Origin of the sequence: Amycolatopsis sp. cmx-4-61 (assembly GCF_046548775.1) — a bacterium.
GTDB lineage: Bacteria > Actinomycetota > Actinomycetes > Mycobacteriales > Pseudonocardiaceae > Amycolatopsis.
In genome coordinates, this window is record NZ_JAEBEI010000001.1 from 19,590 (window position 1) to 38,638 (window position 19,049).

The window sequence follows — 19,049 nt, forward strand, 5'->3', positions numbered from 1 at the left end:
CGACGTGGCCGAACATCGCCGTGCACCGCGCTCGATCCTCCGGTCGGGCGCGGTTCGCGCGATGGCCGGACGGCTGAGCTGGGGCCTCGGCGACCAGGCCGTGTCCAGCCTGACCAACTTCGCCGTCGGACTGTACGTGGCCCGCTCGCTCGGCACGTTCGCGTTCGGCATCTTCAGCCTCGCCTGGGTCACCTACGGGGTGGTGCTCAACGTCTCGCGCGGCCTCGCCACCGACCCGCTGATGGTCCGGTTCAGCGCCGTGCCGGAAGACCGGTGGCGCACGGGCGTGGCGAGCGCGTCCGGCACCGCGATCGGCGTCGGCTGCGCGACCGGGCTGATCAGTCTCGTGGCGGGCCTGGCCGCGGGCGGCCCGCTCGGCAACGCCTTCGTCGCCCTCGCCGTCGTCCTGCCGGGCCTGCTGCTGCAGGACGCCTGGCGCTTCGCGTTCTTCGCGCGCGGTCAGGGGAAGAAGGCGTTCCTCAACGACCTCGTGTGCGGCATCGCGCTGGTCCCGGCCCTGTTCGTCGCCGGCCGCGTCGGCACGGTCGTCGCGTTCGTGCTCGCCTGGGGCGTCGCGGCCGCGCTCGCCGCGGTCTACGGCTGGTTCCAGACCGGGATCCTGCCCCACCCGCGCGAACTGGCCGGCTGGCTGCGCTCCCAGCGCGATCTCAGCGTCCGGTACCTCGTCGAGAACGTCAGCAACAGCGGCGCGTCCCAGCTGCGGGCCTACGGCCTCGGCGCCATCACCGGGATCACCGCCGTCGGCGCGGTCCGCGGGGCCGAGCAGCTCCTCGGCCCGTTCCTGGCCCTGCTCATGGGGCTGTCCCTGGTCACCGTCGCCGAGGGCGCGCGGGTGCTCCAACGGGCGCCGCACCGGCTGAAGCACTTCTGCATCATCCTCGGCGGCGGCCAGGCGGGCGCCGCCCTGTGCTGGGGCCTCGGCCTGCTGCTCCTGGTGCCCGACCGCGCCGGCCGGTGGGTGATGGGCTCGGTGTGGGACTCGGCGTCCCCGCTGATCCTGCCGGTGACCCTCGCCGTGGTCGGCGCCAGCTTCGCGACCGGCGCGGCCGCCGGCCTCCGTGCGCTCGGTGCCGCACCGCGCAGCCTGCGTTCGCAGCTGATCGCCTCCCTGTTCTACGTCACCTTCGGCATCGCCGGCGCGTTCCTCGACGGCGCCGCCGGGTCCGCGTGGGGTGTCGCGACGGCGACCCTCAGCGGTTCCGTCGTCTGGTGGCTCCAGCTGCGGCTCGGGCTGCGCGACTACGTGCCGCCGGGTGCCGACGAGCCCACCGTGGTGTTCGAGCCGATCAAAGAGCCGATCAAGGAATGAGGACTCCATGACCACCGTCCCGCGGCTGAGCCTCGGCCTCCCGGTGTACAACGGCGAGGAGTACCTCGCCGAGTCGCTGGACGCCCTGCTCGGCCAGACCTTCGAGGACTTCGAGCTCATCATCTCGGACAACGCCTCGACCGACGGCACCGACGAGATCTGCCGGCGCTACGCCGACAAGGACTCGCGGATCCGCTACGTCCGCCAGCCGAGGAACATCGGCGCGACGCCGAACCACAACTTCGTGTTCGACGTGTCCCGCACCGAGCTCTTCAAGTGGGTCTCCCACGACGACCTGTACGCCCGCGACCTGCTCAAGCGCTGTGTCGAGGCCCTCGACGAGCGCCCGGACATCATCCTCGCCCACTGCGACCAGGCGATCATCGACGGCGACGGCCGCATCGTCCAGCCGCTCGAGTACACGCTGGACACCGGCTCCCGGCACGCGCCGGACCGGTTCCGCAGCATCCTGTTCGAGCCGGGCGGCGACGACTTCTACGGCGTCATCCGCGCCGACGTCCTCCGCCGCGTGAAGCCGCTCGACAGCTACCACCACGCCGACCGGACGTACTCGGCCGAGATGGCCCTGCACGGCCCGTTCTACCAGGTGCCCGAGCTGCTCTACTTCCGCCGCGACCACCCGGGCCGCGCGGAGCGGGCCAACCCGACCATCCGGAGCCGGTGCGCGAATCTTGACCCGCGGCGCGCGAACCGGCTCCGGAACCCCACCGTCCGCCTGCTCGGCGAGTACGTCTACGGGTTCGCGGACCTGATCCGCCGCGCGCCGATCTCGGCCGCCGACAAGCGCGAGTGCTTCGGCCACCTCGGCGCGTGGCTGACCAACCGGGCCCGCTCCGGCCACGGCGAGCGCGTCGAGGACCGCGCGCCGACCGCCTCGGACGTCGCCACGGTCAACGAGATCGTGGCCGGCCGGGAAGGCAGGCTCGCGTGAAGCGTGCGCCACGCGTCGGCGTCTTCGGCCTGCTCGGCTCGGGGAACCTCGGCAACGACGGTTCCCTCGAAGCCGTGCTCGGCTACCTGCGCACCGAGTACCCGGACGCGAAGCTGAGCGCCCTGGTCGGCGGCCCGGAGATCGTCCGCGAACGCTACGGCCTCGACGCGACGCCGCTGCACTGGAACCAGTCCGAGTACGAGACGGCCTCCGGCCTGCGCTCGGTCGCCCTCAAGGGCTTCGGCAAGCTCGTCGACATCGCCCGCACCGCGGCCTGGGTCCGCCAGCAGGACGTCGTCATCGTGCCCGGCATGGGCGTGCTCGAAGCGACGCTTCCGCTGCGTCCCTGGGGTTTCCCGTATTCGCTCTTCCTCCTCTCCGCCACCGGGCGCCTCTTCGGCACCAAGGTGGCGCTCGTCTGCGTCGGCGCCAACGAGATCAGCGCCCGGGCCACGCGGACTTTGGTCCGCTGGTCCGGCCGGCTCGCCACCTACCGCTCCTACCGCGACGACATCTCGCGCGACGCCATGCGCGCCATGGGCGTCGACACGAGTGCCGACCAGGTCTACCCCGACCTGGCGTTCTCCCTTCCCACCCCGGACGCCGACGGTGTGCCGGGCACCGTCGGGGTCGGCGTGATGGCCTACTACGGCGGCAACGACGACCGGGCCGACGCCGACCGCATCTACCGCCACTACGTGGACACGATGAACCGGTTCGTCGCTTGGCTCGTTGACCAGGGCAGACCCGTCCGGCTGTTCATCGGCGACCGGATCGACCGGCAGGTCGTCGGCGAAATCATCGAGAAAACCGCTTCCCCGCTGGTCACGGCGGCTTCGGCGGAGACCCTGGACGAGCTGATGCACGAGATGGCCGCGGTGGACAGCGTGGTGGCCACGCGCTACCACAACGTGCTCTGCGCCCTGAAGGTCGCGAAACCGACCGTCGCGATCGGGTACGCGCCGAAGAACGACGTGCTGATGGCGGAGATGGGCCTCGAGGGCTTCACCCAGCGGGCGAAGACCGTCGCCTTCGACCGGCTCGTCGAACAATTCACCGAACTCGAGAACCGTTCGGCAGAACTTCGCCAAACGCTCCTGGAACGGAACCGGATGAACACGCAACGTCTCAAGGACCAGTTCGCCGCCCTTTCGGCGGCCCTCTTCGGGGGTGGGCGATGAAGGCCCTTCCGGTGCCCGAGATCGACGGCGCGTATTTGTTCGAACCCACTCCGCACGCGGACCAGCGCGGTTTCTTCAGCCGCACGTTCGACCGCGACGTCGTCGCGTCGGTGGGCATCGACCCGGACGGCTTCGCCCAGGACAGCCTTTCCCGCTCCCGCAAGGGAGTCGTCCGCGGCATGCACCTGCGCGGCGGGGCCGGCGAGGCCAAGCTGGTGCGGTGTTCGCACGGCGCGATCTTCGACGTCGTCGTGGATCTCCGACCGGATTCGCCGACATACCGGAATGTGAAAACCTTCGAACTCTCCGGTGATACCCAGGTTTCCGTGTACATCCCCGCGGGGTGCGCGCACGGCTTCCAGTCACTCACCGATCCCTCGGACGTTTCGTACCGTATCGATCGGCCGCACGATCCTGAAGAAGACATTACGATCTCGTACAAAGACCCTGAATTGGACATTCCGTGGCCACTGTCGGTCACAATGGTCAGTGACCGAGACGAACGGGCGCCGTCTCTCCGAGAGGCGTTGAAACCAACGAGGTGAGCCAGGACATGGGAACCAACCTGCCCCGCTCCACGCAGGCGGACGAGCGGCTGCACCGGGCCATCCCCGGCGGTGCGCACACCTACGCCAAAGGCTCGGACCAGTATCCCGAAGGGATGGCCCCGGTCATCTCCCACGGCCGCGGCGGGCACGTCTGGGACGTGGACGGCAACGAGTACGTCGAGTACGGCGCCGGGCTGAGAGCGGTCAGCCTCGGCCACGCCCACCCGCGTGTCCTCGAAGCGGTGCGCGGCGAGCTGGAGAAGGGCAGCAACTTCATCCGCCCGTCGATCATCGAGGCGGAGGCCGCCGAGCGGTTCCTCGAGAACGTGCCGACGGCCGACATGGTGAAGTTCACCAAGAACGGCTCGGACGCGACGACCGCCGCGGTGCGGCTGGCCCGCGCCGCCACCGGCCGCAAGCTCGTCGCCAAGTGCGCCGACCACGCCTTCTTCTCGACCGACGACTGGTTCATCGGCACCACGCCGATGAACGCGGGCATCCCGGACGAGACGACGGAAGCGACGGTGTCCTTCCCGTACGGCGACCTGCCGGCCGCGGAGGAGCTGCTGCAGCGCCACGAGGGCGAGATCGCGTGCATGATCCTGGAGGCGGCCGCGGCGGTGGAACCGCCGCCGGGGTACCTGGAGGGCCTGCGCGAGCTCACCACCCGCCACGGCGTCGTTCTCGTTTTCGACGAGATGATCACCGGCTTCCGGTGGTCCGCCCACGGCGCGCAGGGCCTCTACGGCGTCACCCCCGACCTTTCGACGTTCGGCAAGGCGCTCGGCAACGGCTTCGCCGTCTCGGCGCTGGCGGGCAAGCGGGCGCTGATGGAGATCGGCGGCCTGCGCACCGACCGGGAGCGGGTGTTCCTGCTCTCGACCACGCACGGCGCGGAGACCCACTCGCTGGCCGCCGCGATGGCGGTGATGGACGTCTACCGCGACGAGGACGTCATCGGCCGCCTGCACGCCCTCGGCGACCGGCTCGCCGCCGGCGTCCGCGAGGTGGCGGCCGGGATCGGCGTCGCGGACCACGTGGTGGTCCGCGGCCGGGCCAGCAACCTGGTGTTCGGCACGCTCGACGAGCAGGGCCGCCCGTCGCAGCCGTACCGGACGCTGTTCCTGCGCGAACTGATCAGCGGCGGCGTGCTCGGACCGTCCTTCGTGGTCAGCGCGGCGCTCACCGAAGCGGACATCGACAAGACGATCGACGTCGTCGCCCAGGCCTGCACGGTGTACCGCAAGGCCCTCGACGCCAACGACCCGACGCCGTGGATGGGCGGGCGCCCGGTGCAGCCCGTGTTCCGCAAACACGCCTGATCCCTCCGCAGTCGGGCCGGATTCACCCGTTAGGTCCGACGAGGACACTTGAGGGTGACTGTTTTCCGGCCCGTTCGTGCGTAACTTCCTGCCATGGGCAGATCTCGTGTGGTAGTGGTCGCTGCTTGCTCGCTCCTCATCGCCGTGGCGTGCCCCGGGCTCGCGCGCGGCGCGGACGGGCCGGGGCCGGTGTGCGACCACCAACCCGCGGGGTACGAGTCCCCGCCGTCCGGAGCCGTCGCCGTCGATCCGGCCGTCGACGGCGACCTCTCGGCCAAGACGGCCGCGAACCCGGCCGGCACGACGTTCTGGCTCGGTCCCGGCACCCACACGCTCGGCAAAGACGAGTACGGCCAGGTCGTCCCCAAGGACGGCGACGTCTACCTCGGCGCGCCGGGCGCGGTCGTCGACGGCCGCGGCGTCAACCGCGCGGCCTTCACCCAGCAGGCGAGCAAGGTCGAGATCCGCGGACTCACCATCCGCGGGTTCGCCGCGCTGCAGGACCAGGGCGTGGTCAACCACGACTCGGGCAACGGCTGGCTCATCGAGAACACCACCATCGAGGACAACGCCGGCGCGGGGCTGATGGCCGGCGCGGGCCAGGTCGTGCGGCACAGCTGCCTGCGCGACAACGGCCAGTACGGGCTCAACGCCTACCAGGCGGGCGACGCCATCACCGGGCTCGTGCTCGAGGACAACGAGATCACCGGCAACAACACCGGTGACTGGGAGACCAAGGTGCCGGGCTGCGGGTGCAGCGGCGGCGCCAAGTTCTGGGCCGTCGACGGCGCCGACATCCGCGGCAACTGGGTCCACGGCAACCACGGCGCCGGGCTGTGGGCCGACACGAACAACAACGACTTCCTGGTCGAAGACAACCTGTTCGAGGCCAACGACGCGGAGGCGCTGTTCTACGAGACCAGCTACAACCTCGTGCTGCGCGGCAACACGTTCCGCCGCAACACGCTGGTGCAGGGCCGCGCGTTCGCGGCGCGCGGCGACAACTTCCCGGTGGCGACGGTGTACCTGTCGGAGTCGGGCGGCGATCCGCGCGTGCACGCCCGGACGTCGGCCGTCGACATCAGCGGCAACACCTTCGAAGACAACTGGGCCGGGATCACGTTGTGGGAGAACGCGGACCGCTTCTGCAACAGCCCGGCGAACACGTCGACGGGCTACTGCACCAAGGCGGCGGCCAAGTCTTCGTGCGCCGCGGGCACGATCGAGAAGGCCCCGGCGTACGACGACTGCCGGTGGAAGACGCAGCGGGTGGAGATCCACGGGAACACCTTCCGGTTCGACGCCGGCCGCGTCGGCTGCCAGAACTCGTGCGGGCGGATGGCCCTGCTGTCCAACTTCGGGACGTTCCCCGACTGGTCGCCCTACAAGGGAACGGTGATCGAAGAGGCCATCACCTTCCGCCAGTCGAACCGGTGGCACGACAACTCCTACTCCGGACCGTGGACTTTCGTGGTGCACGACACCTCCCAGACGGTCGACGCTGCGGGCTGGCGGGCAAAGCCGTACTCGCAGGACGAGTGTTCTTCGTTCGGCGGTGGGCCCGCCGGCTGCTGATCACGAGCTTGCCGACGGGGTCCGACAGTTTTCGGCGCACTCCGCACCGCGGTCCGCGATTTCCCCTGTATCACAAGGGAAAAGTCGCGAACGGAGAATTTCGGACGAGGACCGGATCACCCGGTTCAGCGATGGCGCTCGCACACATGTTCGGTACCGTCGAAGACATGATCGCTTCGACGAACCTCGCCGTCCACATCGGACGAATTGCTCAGGCCATGGTGAACCGCGTGCTCGGCGCACCTCGGAGACGCCCGGCGGGCAACCGCCGATTGCACAGGACGAGAAGGAGGTCCTGGGCCGCCCCGGTGAGCGGCGTACCGGTGCCGTACGACCAGTCGAGATCATCGGCACGCAGCGCCACACCGCTCAGCTCGGTCCCGAAGTACTTGACCTGTTTCGGCTTCATCGCGGCGAAGACGACTTCCAGGCGTTCGAGCGGCACCCGGCGATCCAGCTCCAGGGCGGTCGTGATGTCGAGACCGTGGATCACGTCGTGGCTCAGCGCGCCCTCGGCACCGCCACCCGGCGGCCGCCACGGGTGGTCGGCGTTGTCGCGCAGCGAGGCGATGAGCGCCTCGCGGGAGAGCTCGGCAGTCTCACGCCGGGCGACGCGGTCGGCCATGGCGTTGAAGCGCCCGCCCGACTTCGCCAGTTCCCGCACGAACCGCCCGGTGGAGAACCGGAACGGCATGGTCATGTGGGCCACGACTTCGGCCACCCGCCAGCCGGCGCACAGGGTCGGCGCGGTCCACGCGGCGGGCGGCAGGTCATCGAGCACCACGGCCAGCTCTCGCCGCTCGGCGGCGATCAGCTCCTGGATCATGGGGATCTCCTTCACAGGTAGGTCCCCCACCGACGAACGGAACCGACCCGCACCGACACCGCCCCGGAAGCAATCCCTCAGCCGGACCGGATCAGCAGCGAGCCCCAGCCTCCGAGCGGTCGGCGTTCCCTGGTCCGGACCGGCTCAGCGGGGACCCCAGGTCAGTCGCCGCCGCGACGCCGGCGCCCTCACGGCTGGGTCGGCGCCTCGGCCACCGTAGCGAGCAACCCCGCCGAAAGAGAGCGGGCCACCCGCCCGCTCAGAGCCGGTCGGCCACCCGGTCCAGCGTCCAGGCGGTCGCCGGAACCGCGGCCAGCGCGGCGCAGAACCCCCCGACAGCGTCCGTCGGGTAGTGCGCGCCCAACGCGACCTCCGCCCACCCCATCGCCACTCCGGCCACCAACGCCAACCCCAGCGCAAGCGAAACCGCGGCCGCGCGCCCCAGCGCCAGCCGCTCGGTGAGCAGGAAGGCGATGACCAGCGCGAGCGCCGTCGCCATAGCGGTGTGACCGCTCGGGTACGACAGGAACTCGCCGTGGATGGTGCGGCCGACCAGCGGCTTCAACCCCGTCGTCACCGCCACCGTCACGACGACGCCCAGCACCGTCAGCACGGCCGTCCGGACGCGGCGGAGCAACCAGCACACCCCCGAAAGGAGGGCGATCAGGGTCACCGACCCCACCGGCTCGCCGCCGAAGTCGAAGACCAGGGCGACGGACCGCCACGGCGGCCGGACCCCGTCGAGCGAAGGGAGGAGTGCCGCGTCGATGCCGGTCAGGCTCGCGTCACGGAAGTGCAGGATGCCGAGCGCGATCAGCACCGCCGTCGCCAGGGCAGCCGTCATCGCCAGCGGCGAGCGCACCACGGCCGGCAGGGCCGGGGGCGCCGTCCGGACCAGCTGCCTCACGCCCCGATCGCCGCCTCGTACCCGGCGATCAACCGGTCCAGGCCGACGGCCGGGGTGAAGTCCTTCTCGTACCGGACGCGGGCCGCCTCGCCCATGTCGCGGTTGCGGTCGCCGACGACCGCGCGGAGGCGGTCGGCAAGCGAAGCCTCGTCGTTCGGCACGTGCAGGAGGCCGGTGACCCCGTCGTCGACCAGCTCGGGGAACGCCCCGTGCGCGGCGGCGACCGTCGGCACCCCGGCGGCCATCGCCTCGACCACCACCAGGCCGAAGGCCTCCAGCCACGTCGACGGCGCGACCACCGCGACCGCGTCGGAGGTCAGCGCCCGGCACTCCGCCTTGTTCTGGAGACCCACGTACGAGACGTCGGGACGGCCCGCGGCCCAGGCCGCGACCTCGTCCTGCATCGGGCCGGTGCCCGCGATGACCAGCGGGACACCGAGGGCGCCGTCGAGACGCTCCCACGCCCGCATCAGCAGGCCGACGCCCTTCTCCTCGGTGACGCGGCCGAGGAACAGCACGTGCTTGCCGTCGCCGGTCCGCCGGACACCGGGGTCCGTGACGAAGTTGTGCTTCACCGCCATCCGCTCGCCGGGCATGCCGGCCGACACGAGGAGGTCACGTTGGGCCGCCGAAATGCAGAAGAACCGGGAAACGCCCGTCCACCACCGGCGCCGGTTCGCGACCATGCTCGCCGCCATCGGGAGCGTGGCCGCGCGCGAACCGCGGTAGCAGCCGTGCTGCACCGCCGGCAGCGGTGAGCCGCCGACGCACTCGGTGCAGATGCGGCCGTCGCGGTGGAGCGTGCCGGGTGGGCAGACCATCGTGTAGTTGTGCAGCGTCGCGACGGCGGGCACGCCCGCGTCCGCGCACGCGGCGACCACCGACGGCGACAGCAGCGGAAACGTGTTGTGGAGGTGCACGACGTCCGGACGCCATGTGCGCAGCCGGGCGGCGAGTTCCTTCCGCACCACCGGGTTCCACGGCACCATCAGCGGCACCGCGGCCTTGCGGGCCAGCGGCATCGCCGCGATGTCGTCGCTGCGGCGTTCGAACAACGACACCTGGTGACCGCCTTCAGCGAGCAGCGTCACCTCGGCGTCGACGACGTTGTTCTCGCCGCTCGGCTGCTCGGACCGGTAGCGGTTGTGCACCACGAGCACCTTCACGCGCCTGCACCTCGCACGTCTGCTCCCTTCGCCGGGATGAATGCTTGTTCGTCGGACTGCGGCACTCCGCGGGCCAACAGCGACGCGGCGACCGCCAGGTGCAGCAGGTACGGCGACGCGTCGCCGAGCCCCGCTTCGGTGTAGGACGCCGAAACGCAGTAGGTGATCAGGAAGATCGCGCACGCCCTCGCCAGCGAAGGCGGCCGCAGCAGGGCGACCACGATCAGCGTCAGAAGGAACGCGGCGACCAGCGTAATCCCCACGAAACCCTGCTCGTGGTAGATCGCGAGCCAGCTGTTGTCGATCGGGAGGCCGTTGTAGGACTTGTCCGTCAGCCCGACTCCGAAGATGTACTCCAACGTCGTGCGCGGCGCCTCCAGCAGCGCGTCCCACACTTTTGCGCGGCCGGTCAGGCTGGAGAAGTTGTCCGCGCTCTGCCCGCGGAGGAACCAGGTCTGCAGTGCACCGGCGAGGACCACGCCGGCGACCCCGCCGACGCCGACCGTCCACGCGAACACCCGCCGCGCGCGGGCGCTGGTCAGCACCATCGACAGGAAGGCCACCGCCAGGCCGGCGACGAGCCCGAGCGTGGCCGTGCGGGTGTGCGTGAGCATCAGCAGCCCCACCACCGGCACCACGATCGCCAGTGCGCTGCGCCAGGTCGTGCGGCGCCCGAACCAGAGGAGAAGCGTGAGCCCGGCGATGACAGCCGCGTACTGGCCGATCTGCGGCGGGGTCAGCGGCCAGACCACGCCCGACAGCCGTCCGCCGTAGATGTCCGGCATCGCGTTGCCAGGCGAGATCACCAGGCCGATCGCGACCGACGCGAGCACGACCGCGTACGTGCGGATGTGGTACCGGACGAAGCTGAAGCCGCCGTCCCACCAGCGGGTCAGCAACCAGAGCGTGGAGACGAACACCGTGAGCCGGAAGCACCGGAACAACGCGCCGAAGCCCTCTTGCAGGTCGGCGCTGGCGAGGATGCTGGCGCCGAGCAGCGCCGTCAGCAGCACCAGGTACGCGCTCGGGCGGATCCGCAGGTGCTTGTTCAGCGCCAACGCGATCACGAACGCCGTCATCAGCGAGCCCATGGTGACCAGCTGGCTGACCGACCTCGGCAGGGGGATGACCGTCTTCGCGCCGGTCGAGCCGAGCGTGTTGAGGATCAGCAGCGCCCACGCCACGCCCGCCCACTTCGGCGTCGAGGAGGCGGGTTCGGGGGCGGCGTCGCCGCGGATGCCGGCCGGTCCGGTGTGCGCGGCCATGTCAGCCGCCGCCCTGGGCGGTGAAGGTGCTCCCGCTGTCCTGCGAGTACGGCGCACCTTCCCACTCGCCGATTTCGAGGACGCGGTCGGCCGAGTACGCGATGAACGTCCACGGACCGGCGTAGCTGTTGTCGTGCCAGCGGTTGTCCTGCTTGAACGTGATCGCTTCCTGGACGTCGTCGCCGCGGTAGGGCGACCACTCCGGGTAGCTGCCGAAGTTCGACAGCAGGCCCATCCGGCCGCACGAGGCCTGGCAGCCCACGACCGCGGCGTCGAGGACGAACTTGTTGTCGTGGATGTCGACGTGCTGGGTCTTCCACCGGCAGTCGGACAGGAGCGCGCCGCTGGTGATCGCCGGAGCCGAGCACTGCTTGACGCCCGGCACCAGCCGGGTGCAGTCGCCCGAGGAGGTGTTGGCGGGGCTGTTGCAGAACCGGTCGGCGTTTTCCCAGAGCGTGATCCCGGACCAGTTGTTCTCCAGGTAGTTGCGGGAGATTTCGATCTTCGCGGTGCGGGCCTTGATTCGGGGCTCGCCACCGGACTCGGAGATGTAGACCGCCGACGTCGGGAAGTTGTCGCTCTTGTCGGCGTACCGGCGGCCGTCGGCCCAGTTGTTCTTGCGGATCGTGTTGTCGCGGATGACGGCGTTGTAGCTGATCTCGTAGATCAGCGCGGCGCTGTCGTTGTTCTCGATGAGGTTGCCCTCGATGAGGAAGTCGTTGTTGTTCGTGTCGGCCCACAGCCCGGTGCCGTGGTTGTCGTGCACCCAGTTGCCGCGGATGTCGGCGCCGTTGACGGCCCAGAACTTGACGCCGCCGCTGCAGCCGCAGCCTTCGATCTTCGCTTCCCAGTTGCCGGTGTTGTTGCCGGCGATCTCGTTGCCCTCGACGACGAGCGCGGTGATCGGCGTGGCGCCGGAGTAGGCGTTCATCCCGTACTGGCCGTTGCGGCGCAGGCAGTTGCCGCGCACCTGCTGGCGCGCGCCCGCCATGAGGCCGGCGCCGTCGTTGTCCTGGACGGTCGAGTGCTCGATCACCCAGCCGTCGCCGGAGTCGTGGTTGACCACGCCTTCGTCGTGCGGAGCCGCGAAGCCCTGGACGGTCAGGTAGGTGAGCTTGACGTTGGTGGCGTGGCCGGTGAAGGCGTACTGGTTGATCTTCCGGCCGTCGACGACCGCGCCGGGTGCGCCGATGTAGACGTCGCCGTCCTTGGGCGAGACCTGGTCGTACTTGTCGTCGCCGAGGATGTGCTTGCCGGGCTTGAGCCAGAACGTGGTGCCGGGGCCCGCCGAACGCGTCTTCGCCGCCAGGTCCCCCGGCACGGCGGGGTCGACGACGACGGCCCCCGCCGGCGCGGCGGCGGGGCCGGCGGGCTGCTTGTCGCACACGGCGGCGACCGACCCGCTGGCGGCCGGGGTCGCCTGGGCGGCCCCGCCGCCGGTGTCCGGCCCGGTCGAGCACGCCGCGACCGTGAGGAGGACGCCGAGCAACGGAACGGATCGGCGAAGTCGGAAGCGGCGGGCTGTCACTGGCGGGTCCTAACTGAAGCGGAGCAGGGTGGTGAGGTGTCCGGGCGTCCCGGAGCCGACGAGGGTGGTGGCGGGTTCCTTGCGCCCGAATCCCGCGGAGTACCAGCCCAGCGGCGGCTCGGTTTCACCGCGGTGCACGCTCCACGAGAGCCCGGCCGGCAACTCCATGACGGCGGTGCGCACGGCACCGGCCAGCGAACCGGAAACGCGCCCGACGAGCGGATCGGCGGCGGAACCGCCCGCACGCCCGCTGCCGGCGGCGAGATCGGAGAGGGCCGCCCCTCCGGCGCCGGCGGAACCAGCCGCGGCGGCGAGATTCGCGTGACCAGCCCCATCGACGCCAGCGGAACCGGCGCGTCCCGCCCCATCGACGCCAGGGAAACCAGCCATATGCTCACCGTCGGCCGTGAGACCGGGCCGACCCGCCCCCTCCGCAACAGCGGAGCCCTCCGCCGCGACGGCGGGACTGTCGCCGACGGCCGGCGGTTCGAGAGCGGCCGGCCAGCGGAGGCGGGCCGTCGTTCCGTCGAGCATCACCGTCACCGCCGGGCCGAAGTGGAACGCCAAGCGGGCCTCGCCCGACGTCTCCTCGCCCAGCACCTCGTCGACGATCTTCAGCACCGCGCCGTCCAGCTCGACCGTGCGGCGGTGGACCGCCGGGGCGTAGCCGTCGTGGGCGGCCGACCAGCGCGCGGGGCCTTCTTCCGGGGTGTGCACCTCCAGGACCTTCGTCACCGCGTGGCGGGTCCACAGGAACGGGCCACCCGACACCGACTGGTCGCGGCCGGCCAGCTCGAGCGTGTTGTGCCCCCGCGTCGAGCGGAAGTACGACCGCCACTGCGGCTCGCCGTGGTAGCAGAACGTGCCCGGGTCGGCCAGCACGTCGACGCCGTCGTGGCGGACCTCCAGCGAAAGCGCGTCCGCGTGGGCGTGCGCCGCGATCGACAGGAACCCGTGGGGACCCCCGTCGCAGCGGACCCACACCGGGCCCGAACGCAGGATCGTCATGCCCGCGTCACGCAGGTGTGCCGGGCGGCGGCCGGGGCGGACGCCCGACGAACGCGGGGTGCGCGACACCAAGGCCGCCAGCAGCGGGGTCCGCACGTCGTCGCCGGGGACCGGCGGCCACCAGTCCAGGCGGCCGAACAGCGCCTCGCCCGACGCCAGCAGGGACGCCCAGCGGTCGGTCGAAGTGCCGTCGACGATCAGGCCGAAGCCGTCGTCGGCGTCGCCCTGGCGGGGCGGGCGCAGCCGGTGGTCCACAATGGACGCCAACGCGTCGGTCATCCGGAGCAGGACGTCCCACGTCGTGTCCGGCACCGGCGTGCCGGCCGCGTCGGCCTCGATCGCCGCCGCCAGGCCGAGTTCCAGCACCAGGCCGTGGTACTCGGACGCCAGTTCCGCGTTGAGGCCGCTCGCGAACGTGTTGCGTCCGAGCTGGACGTCCAGCGAACGCGTCGCCGCCGCTCGCCAGCCCGCCGACTCCGGGAACCAGCCGAACGCGCACGCCGCAGCCAGCAGCCCGGCGTCCTCGGCGATCACGTGGTTGTTCGCCGACGAACCGTGGCTGCGCAGGGTCGCGAGCCAGTTCTGGTGGTGCCACAGCTGGAGCTGGAAGTCCGGGTTTTCCTCGAACAGCTCCGCCGCACCCGGCCAGCCGTCGAGCAGCCGGCGCGTCCAGACCCACGACAGGAGCCGGATGCCCAGCTCGATGCCGCTCACCCAGTGCGGCCCGCGCAACGGCGGGTTCGCCGCCCACCACGACCGCAGGTGCTCGGCGACGCGCTCGGCGTAGGCCGAAGAGCCGGTCACCGCGTAGGCCGCCGCCAGCACGGTGAGGTGCTGGTGGCGCGACGGCTCCCAGATCTGCTTGATGTCGCCGACCGTGTCCTCCGACCGGTACGGGACGTCGAACGCGTACACGTCCGAGGGCGCCCGGCGCCCGGTCTTCGGGTCGAGGAACCAGTCGGGCGCCGCGAAATCCGTGCGCTCGACCCCGAAGAACTCCGCGCGGCCGGCCAGCAGCTCGTCGGCCGTGGCGAGGAGCCGCGAAACCGCCTCGCCGGACACCTTGCCCAGCACGCCGGCGGGCAGCGTCGCGGTGAAGCGCGGGTGCGCGGGCCAGTCCGGCGGCGTCGGCAGCGCGGACCGCCACTGCCGCTGCACGACGGCGTGCCGCGCACGCCCGACGACCTCCGCCGGCCCCATCCGGGACAGCCGGCGCAGGTACCAGCCGGGCCCCATCACGGCCGGCCTCCTGCCGACGACAGCAGCTGCGGCCGACTGGGGGCGGCGCTCGGCACCGCCGAGCGCCGCAGCAACGCCGGGACCCCCGGCGCAAGCACGCTCGTCATGCCGGGGAACCCGCCTTCTGCGGCAGCTCGATCCGCACCGGGGCCGCGTTCGCGACACTCGCCTGCGCGGCCAGCGTGGCCAGCGTCGTCGCGGCCAGCGAGGCGATCGAGATCGGCATCGGCGAGCCCGTCCGCACCGCCGACAGGAACGCGTCGACCTCCGCCGCCTGGCCCTTGTCGCGGCCCTTCGGGATGCGCGAACTCGCCCACTTCTTGCGGGAGTACACCGACGCCCGGACGAAGTCGTCGAACTTCAGGACCTTGCCGTCGGCCACGAGGTCCAGGGTTTCCTTCGGGAAGCCGGACGAGCCCGTCTCGGTGTAGGTGATCACCGCCGTCGAGCCGTCCGCGTAGCCCAGGGTCGCCTGGAGGTCGCCGGTCGCGAACACCGACACCGGGTCCGCGTCGAGCAGCCAGCTCACCGTGTCGATGAAGTGCCCGCCCTCGCCGACGAACCGGGACCCCTCGGAAGCGGTCTGGTTGTACCAGCTGCCGTGGTCGAGCCGGCCGGCGTTGACCAGGTACCGCACGCTCGCCGGGCCGACGCGCGGGCCGAACTGCTCGCGGGCCTCGTGCAGCAGCGGGGCGAACCGGCGGTTGAAGCCGACCTGCAGCCGGTCGTTGCCGGACTCTTCGATCGCGTCCAGGACCTTCTGCAGTTCCGACTCGGACAGCGCCAGGGGCTTCTCGACGAACACCGTCTTGCCCGCCAGCAGCGCCTGGCGGGTCAGCTCGGCGTGCGAGCTGTGCCGCGTCACGACGAACACCGCGTCGATCGCCGAGTCGCCGAGGACGTCGTCGATGTCCGTCGACGCCGCCGCGAAGCCGAACTTGCGCTTCGCGTTCGCGCCGGACAGCGCCGACGTCGTCGCAACGTGCTTGAGCTGTACGTCCGCGCGCTCCACCAGGTGCGGCAGCAGCATCGACGACGCGTAGTTGCCCGCCCCGATGAAGCCCAGGCGCACCGGCTGTCCCGCGGGCAGCGCCGCGGCCGGAGCAGACGCCACCGAGACCCGCGCCGACGTCACGACCGGCTCGGTCCGGGCGACCGCGTCCGGGTAGCGGAACAGCACCGCCACCGCCTTGAGCGACCCCTCGTTCAGTGACTTGTACGTGTCGACCGCGGAAGAGAAGTCCGAGACGTGCGTGATCAGCGGCTCGACGTCCAGGCGGTCACGCGCGATCAGGTCGAGGACGCACTCGAGGTTGCGGCGCTCGGTCCAGCGGACCTGGCCGATCGGGTAGTCGCGGCCTTCGAGCTCGTACGACGGGTCGTAGCGGCCCGGCCCGTACGACCGCGAGAACCGGACGTCCAGTTCCTTCTCGTAGTAGGCGTTCCACGGCAGGTCGAGCTTGCACTTGCCGATGTCGATCACGCGGCCGCGGTCGCGCGAGAGCTTCGCGGCCAGCTCCACCGGGTCGTTTGTGTTGCCGCCGGCGGCGAGGTACGTCTGGTCGACGCCGGCGCCGTGCGTCAGTTCGTCCACGGCCGTGTCGACGATGCCGGACGCCGGGTGCGCGCAGGTAAGCGCACCGAGGCTCTCGGCGAGCTTGCAACGCTCGGGGTCCGGGTCCACACCGACGACGCGCACGCCGGACGACGTCAGCAGCTGCACGACCAGCTGGCCGATCAGGCCGAGGCCGATGACCAGGGCGACGTCGCCGATCTGCGGTTCGCCGCGGCGGACGCCCTGCATCGCGATCGACCCGACGGTGCCGAACGCCGCGTGCCGCGGGTCGACGCCGGCGGGCACCGGCGAGTAGAGGTTCTTCGGCACCCAGTTCAGCTCGGCGTGCAGCGCGTGCTCGTTGCCCGCGCAGGCCACGAGGTCGCCCACCGCCACGTCGGTGATGCCCTCGCCGACCTGCTCGACGACGCCGCACAGCGAGTAGCCCAGCGGGGTGTAGGAGTCCAGTTTGGACGTCACCTTGCGGTAGGTGGCCGACAGGCCGTTGGTGGCCACGCTCTGCATGACCTTCGCGACCTGGTCGGGCCGGGCCTTCGCCTTGCCCACCAGCGACAGGCTGGCCTCGGACACCTTCATCATCTCGGTGCCGGTCGAGATCAGCGAGTACACCGTCCGCACCAGCACACCGCCGGGCTTGCAGGCCGGCTCGGGCACGTCGAGGAGCGCCAGCTCACCGCTCTTGTAGTTCTGGACTACCTGCTTCACTTCGCTCCCGCTCCAGACATCGCGTTCCGGTACCAGTATTCGAGGGTCAGGACGTGCCAGAGGTGCTTGCCGCGGTCTTCCTGGCCGGCCGCGTCCTCGGCGACCATCCGCTGCAACGCCTCACGCTGCAGGAAGCCGGACGAAACGAGCACCCCTTCGTTGACGACTTCGCGCACCAGCGGCGCCAGGTCGCGGCTCATCCAGGCCCGCAGCGGCGCGCTGAACAGGCCCTTCGGCCGGTGCACGATCTCGCTGGGCAGGATGTTCAGCGCCGCGTTCTTCAGCGCCATCTTCCCGGCGCGGCCGACGATCTTCTTGTCACCCGGGATCTTGAACGCCGCCCGCACGACCTCGACGTCGACGAACGGCGTCCGCACCTCGGTGGACGCCGCCATCGTCGAGCGGTCGGTGTAGGTCAGGTTCAGCCCCGGCAGGAACATCCGCGAATCGGCCAGGCACATGCGGTTGACGAAGTCGTCGAGCGCCTGGTCGTGGTAGGTGTCCGCGTGCTCGGTCAAAACCGAATCCACGTCAGCCGCCAGGTCCGGGTTCACCAAACCCAGCAGCTCCGCGCGGTCGTACATCGTGTAGCTGCGCCGGAACGCCGTCTCCTCGGGCAGGCCCGCGAAGGACAGGAACCGCTTCGCGAACCGCACCGACCGGTACCCGCGCTTGGCCGACGCCACCGGCAGCCGGTCCACAATGGCCTCGACCGGGCGGCGGACCGCGCCCGGCACCTTGTGGTAGCGCACCGCGATCAGGTTCGCGAGGTGCTTGCGGTACCCGGCGAACAGCTCGTCGGCGCCCATCCCGGACAGCATCACCTTGACGCCGGCCTCGCGCGCGGCCGAGCAGATGAGGAACGAGTTGATCGCCGCCGGGTCGCCGATCGGCTCGTCGAGGTGGTAGGTCATCTTCGGCAGCAGGTCGAGCACCTGCGGCGCGATCTCGATCTCGTGCAGGTCGACGCCGAACTGCTGCGCGACGATCCGGGCGTAGCGCAGGTCGTCCGGCATGGCCTCGAACTTGGCGTCCTCGGCCCGGAACCCGATGGTGTAGGCCGAAATCCCGGGCTGGGACCGCGCGGCCAGCGCCGTCAGGTAGCTGGAGTCCAGCCCGCCCGAAAGGAACGTCGCCACCGGGACGTCCGAGAGCAGGTGCTTGGCCGTCGACTCCGCGATGACGGAGTGCAGGTCGACCTCGCCGTCGAAGGCCGCGCCCTCCTCGGCCACCTCCCGCAGCGACCAGAACCGGCCGCGGTCGACCCGGCCGTCCGGACGGCAGCGCAGCCACGTACCCGGCTGCAGCTTCTCCGCGCCCTGATAGGCGCACCGGCTGTCCGGCACCCAGTAGTAGAGCAGCGACGCGATCAGGGCCGCGTTGTCGACCTCCAGCGATCCGCCGAGCTCACCGGCGAGCGCCTTGAGTTCGGAGGCGAACGCGACCCCGCCGTTCCGCTGGACGAAGAACAGCGGCTTGATGCCCAGCTGGTCGCGGACCAGGAACAGCTCGCCGGTGCCCTCCTCGAACAGCGCGAAGGCGAACATCCCGCGCAGCTTCGGCAGGCAGTCGGTGCCCCAGCGCCGCCAGGCCTGCAGCAGCACCTCGGTGTCGGACGTGCCGCGGAAGCGCACGCCGGCCGCGGAGAGCTCGGCCCGCAGCTCGGGCGCGTTGTAGAGCTCGCCGTTGTAGCTCAGCGCGAGCCCGTCGAGGGCCATCGGCTGGGCGCCGGTCTCGGACAGGTCGATGATCGAAAGCCGCCGGTGCCCCAGGTGGACTTCACCGGAACCGGCGCGGTGCTCGTACCGGCCGGAGCCGTCCGGGCCGCGGTGGGCCAGCGTCTTGGTCAGCCGGTCGGTGAGCGGCCCGCCGTCCGGCCAGAGGTAGGTGCCTGCGATGCCGCACATGGAGTGCGTTCCCC

At 71.0% G+C, this 19,049-nt stretch carries 14 protein-coding genes; 6 read left to right on the plus strand and 8 right to left on the minus strand.

All coding sequences use genetic code 11. From position 1 onward, the window contains the following. Positions 1–4 precede the first annotated feature (4 nt). The 6 genes from ACLJOU_RS00100 to ACLJOU_RS00125 all read left to right on the plus strand — a co-directional run bounded on the left by ACLJOU_RS00100 (position 5) and on the right by ACLJOU_RS00125 (position 6,908). Positions 5–1,330, plus strand: coding sequence for a hypothetical protein (locus ACLJOU_RS00100; RefSeq protein ID WP_410561701.1), 1,326 nt, complete (start codon positions 5–7; stop codon positions 1,328–1,330). 7 nt (positions 1,331–1,337) lie between these two features. Continuing rightward, on the plus strand, positions 1,338–2,282 hold the full coding sequence (locus ACLJOU_RS00105) for a glycosyltransferase family 2 protein (protein WP_410561704.1): 945 nt from the start codon (positions 1,338–1,340) through the stop codon (positions 2,280–2,282). Continuing rightward, positions 2,279–3,463: a polysaccharide pyruvyl transferase family protein gene (locus ACLJOU_RS00110; RefSeq protein WP_410561705.1), complete on the plus strand. Its 1,185-nt coding sequence runs from the start codon at positions 2,279–2,281 to the stop codon at positions 3,461–3,463. Before ACLJOU_RS00105 ends, ACLJOU_RS00110 begins: the two co-directional genes overlap by 4 nt. Beyond that, the gene (locus ACLJOU_RS00115) at positions 3,460–4,008 is read left to right on the plus strand and encodes a dTDP-4-dehydrorhamnose 3,5-epimerase family protein (protein ID WP_410561707.1); all 549 of its coding nucleotides are present in this window, start codon (positions 3,460–3,462) and stop codon (positions 4,006–4,008) included. The genes ACLJOU_RS00110 and ACLJOU_RS00115 overlap by 4 nt, the downstream gene beginning before the upstream one ends. An 8-nt stretch (positions 4,009–4,016) precedes the next feature. Further along, positions 4,017–5,333, plus strand: a complete 1,317-nt coding sequence (locus tag ACLJOU_RS00120; protein WP_410561709.1) for a glutamate-1-semialdehyde 2,1-aminomutase — start codon at positions 4,017–4,019, stop codon at positions 5,331–5,333. Positions 5,334–5,426: 93 nt separating this feature from the next. Continuing rightward, entirely contained in the window at positions 5,427–6,908 is a 1,482-nt protein-coding gene (locus ACLJOU_RS00125) for a right-handed parallel beta-helix repeat-containing protein (protein WP_410561712.1), read from the plus strand. Between the two features lie 211 nt (positions 6,909–7,119). Here ACLJOU_RS00125 and ACLJOU_RS00130 read toward each other — a convergent pair whose 3' ends face one another. The 8 genes from ACLJOU_RS00130 to asnB all read right to left on the minus strand — a co-directional run bounded on the left by ACLJOU_RS00130 (position 7,120) and on the right by asnB (position 19,035). Further along, the gene (locus ACLJOU_RS00130) at positions 7,120–7,734 is read right to left on the minus strand and encodes a maleylpyruvate isomerase family mycothiol-dependent enzyme (RefSeq protein WP_410561714.1); all 615 of its coding nucleotides are present in this window, start codon (positions 7,732–7,734) and stop codon (positions 7,120–7,122) included. Between the two features lie 259 nt (positions 7,735–7,993). Beyond that, on the minus strand, positions 7,994–8,641 hold the full coding sequence (locus ACLJOU_RS00135; protein WP_410561717.1) for a phosphatase PAP2 family protein: 648 nt from the start codon (positions 8,639–8,641) through the stop codon (positions 7,994–7,996). After that, entirely contained in the window at positions 8,638–9,807 is a 1,170-nt protein-coding gene (locus tag ACLJOU_RS00140) for a glycosyltransferase family 4 protein (RefSeq protein WP_410561720.1), read from the minus strand. Before ACLJOU_RS00140 ends, ACLJOU_RS00135 begins: the two co-directional genes overlap by 4 nt. Next, a complete protein-coding gene (locus ACLJOU_RS00145) occupies positions 9,804–11,072 on the minus strand; it encodes an O-antigen ligase domain-containing protein (RefSeq protein ID WP_410561721.1) in 1,269 nt (422 codons plus the stop codon). The genes ACLJOU_RS00140 and ACLJOU_RS00145 overlap by 4 nt, the downstream gene beginning before the upstream one ends. Before the next feature lies 1 nt (position 11,073). Then, entirely contained in the window at positions 11,074–12,600 is a 1,527-nt protein-coding gene (locus ACLJOU_RS00150; protein ID WP_410561723.1) for a right-handed parallel beta-helix repeat-containing protein, read from the minus strand. Positions 12,601–12,609: 9 nt separating this feature from the next. After that, positions 12,610–14,844, minus strand: coding sequence for an alginate lyase family protein (locus ACLJOU_RS00155; RefSeq protein ID WP_410561726.1), 2,235 nt, complete (start codon positions 14,842–14,844; stop codon positions 12,610–12,612). Between the two features lie 106 nt (positions 14,845–14,950). Then, positions 14,951–17,128, minus strand: coding sequence for a bi-domain-containing oxidoreductase (locus ACLJOU_RS00160; RefSeq protein ID WP_410561728.1), 2,178 nt, complete (start codon positions 17,126–17,128; stop codon positions 14,951–14,953). Beyond that, entirely contained in the window at positions 17,125–19,035 is a 1,911-nt protein-coding gene (gene asnB, locus ACLJOU_RS00165; RefSeq protein WP_410561731.1) for an asparagine synthase (glutamine-hydrolyzing), read from the minus strand. The genes ACLJOU_RS00160 and asnB overlap by 4 nt, the downstream gene beginning before the upstream one ends. Positions 19,036–19,049: the final 14 nt, after the last annotated feature.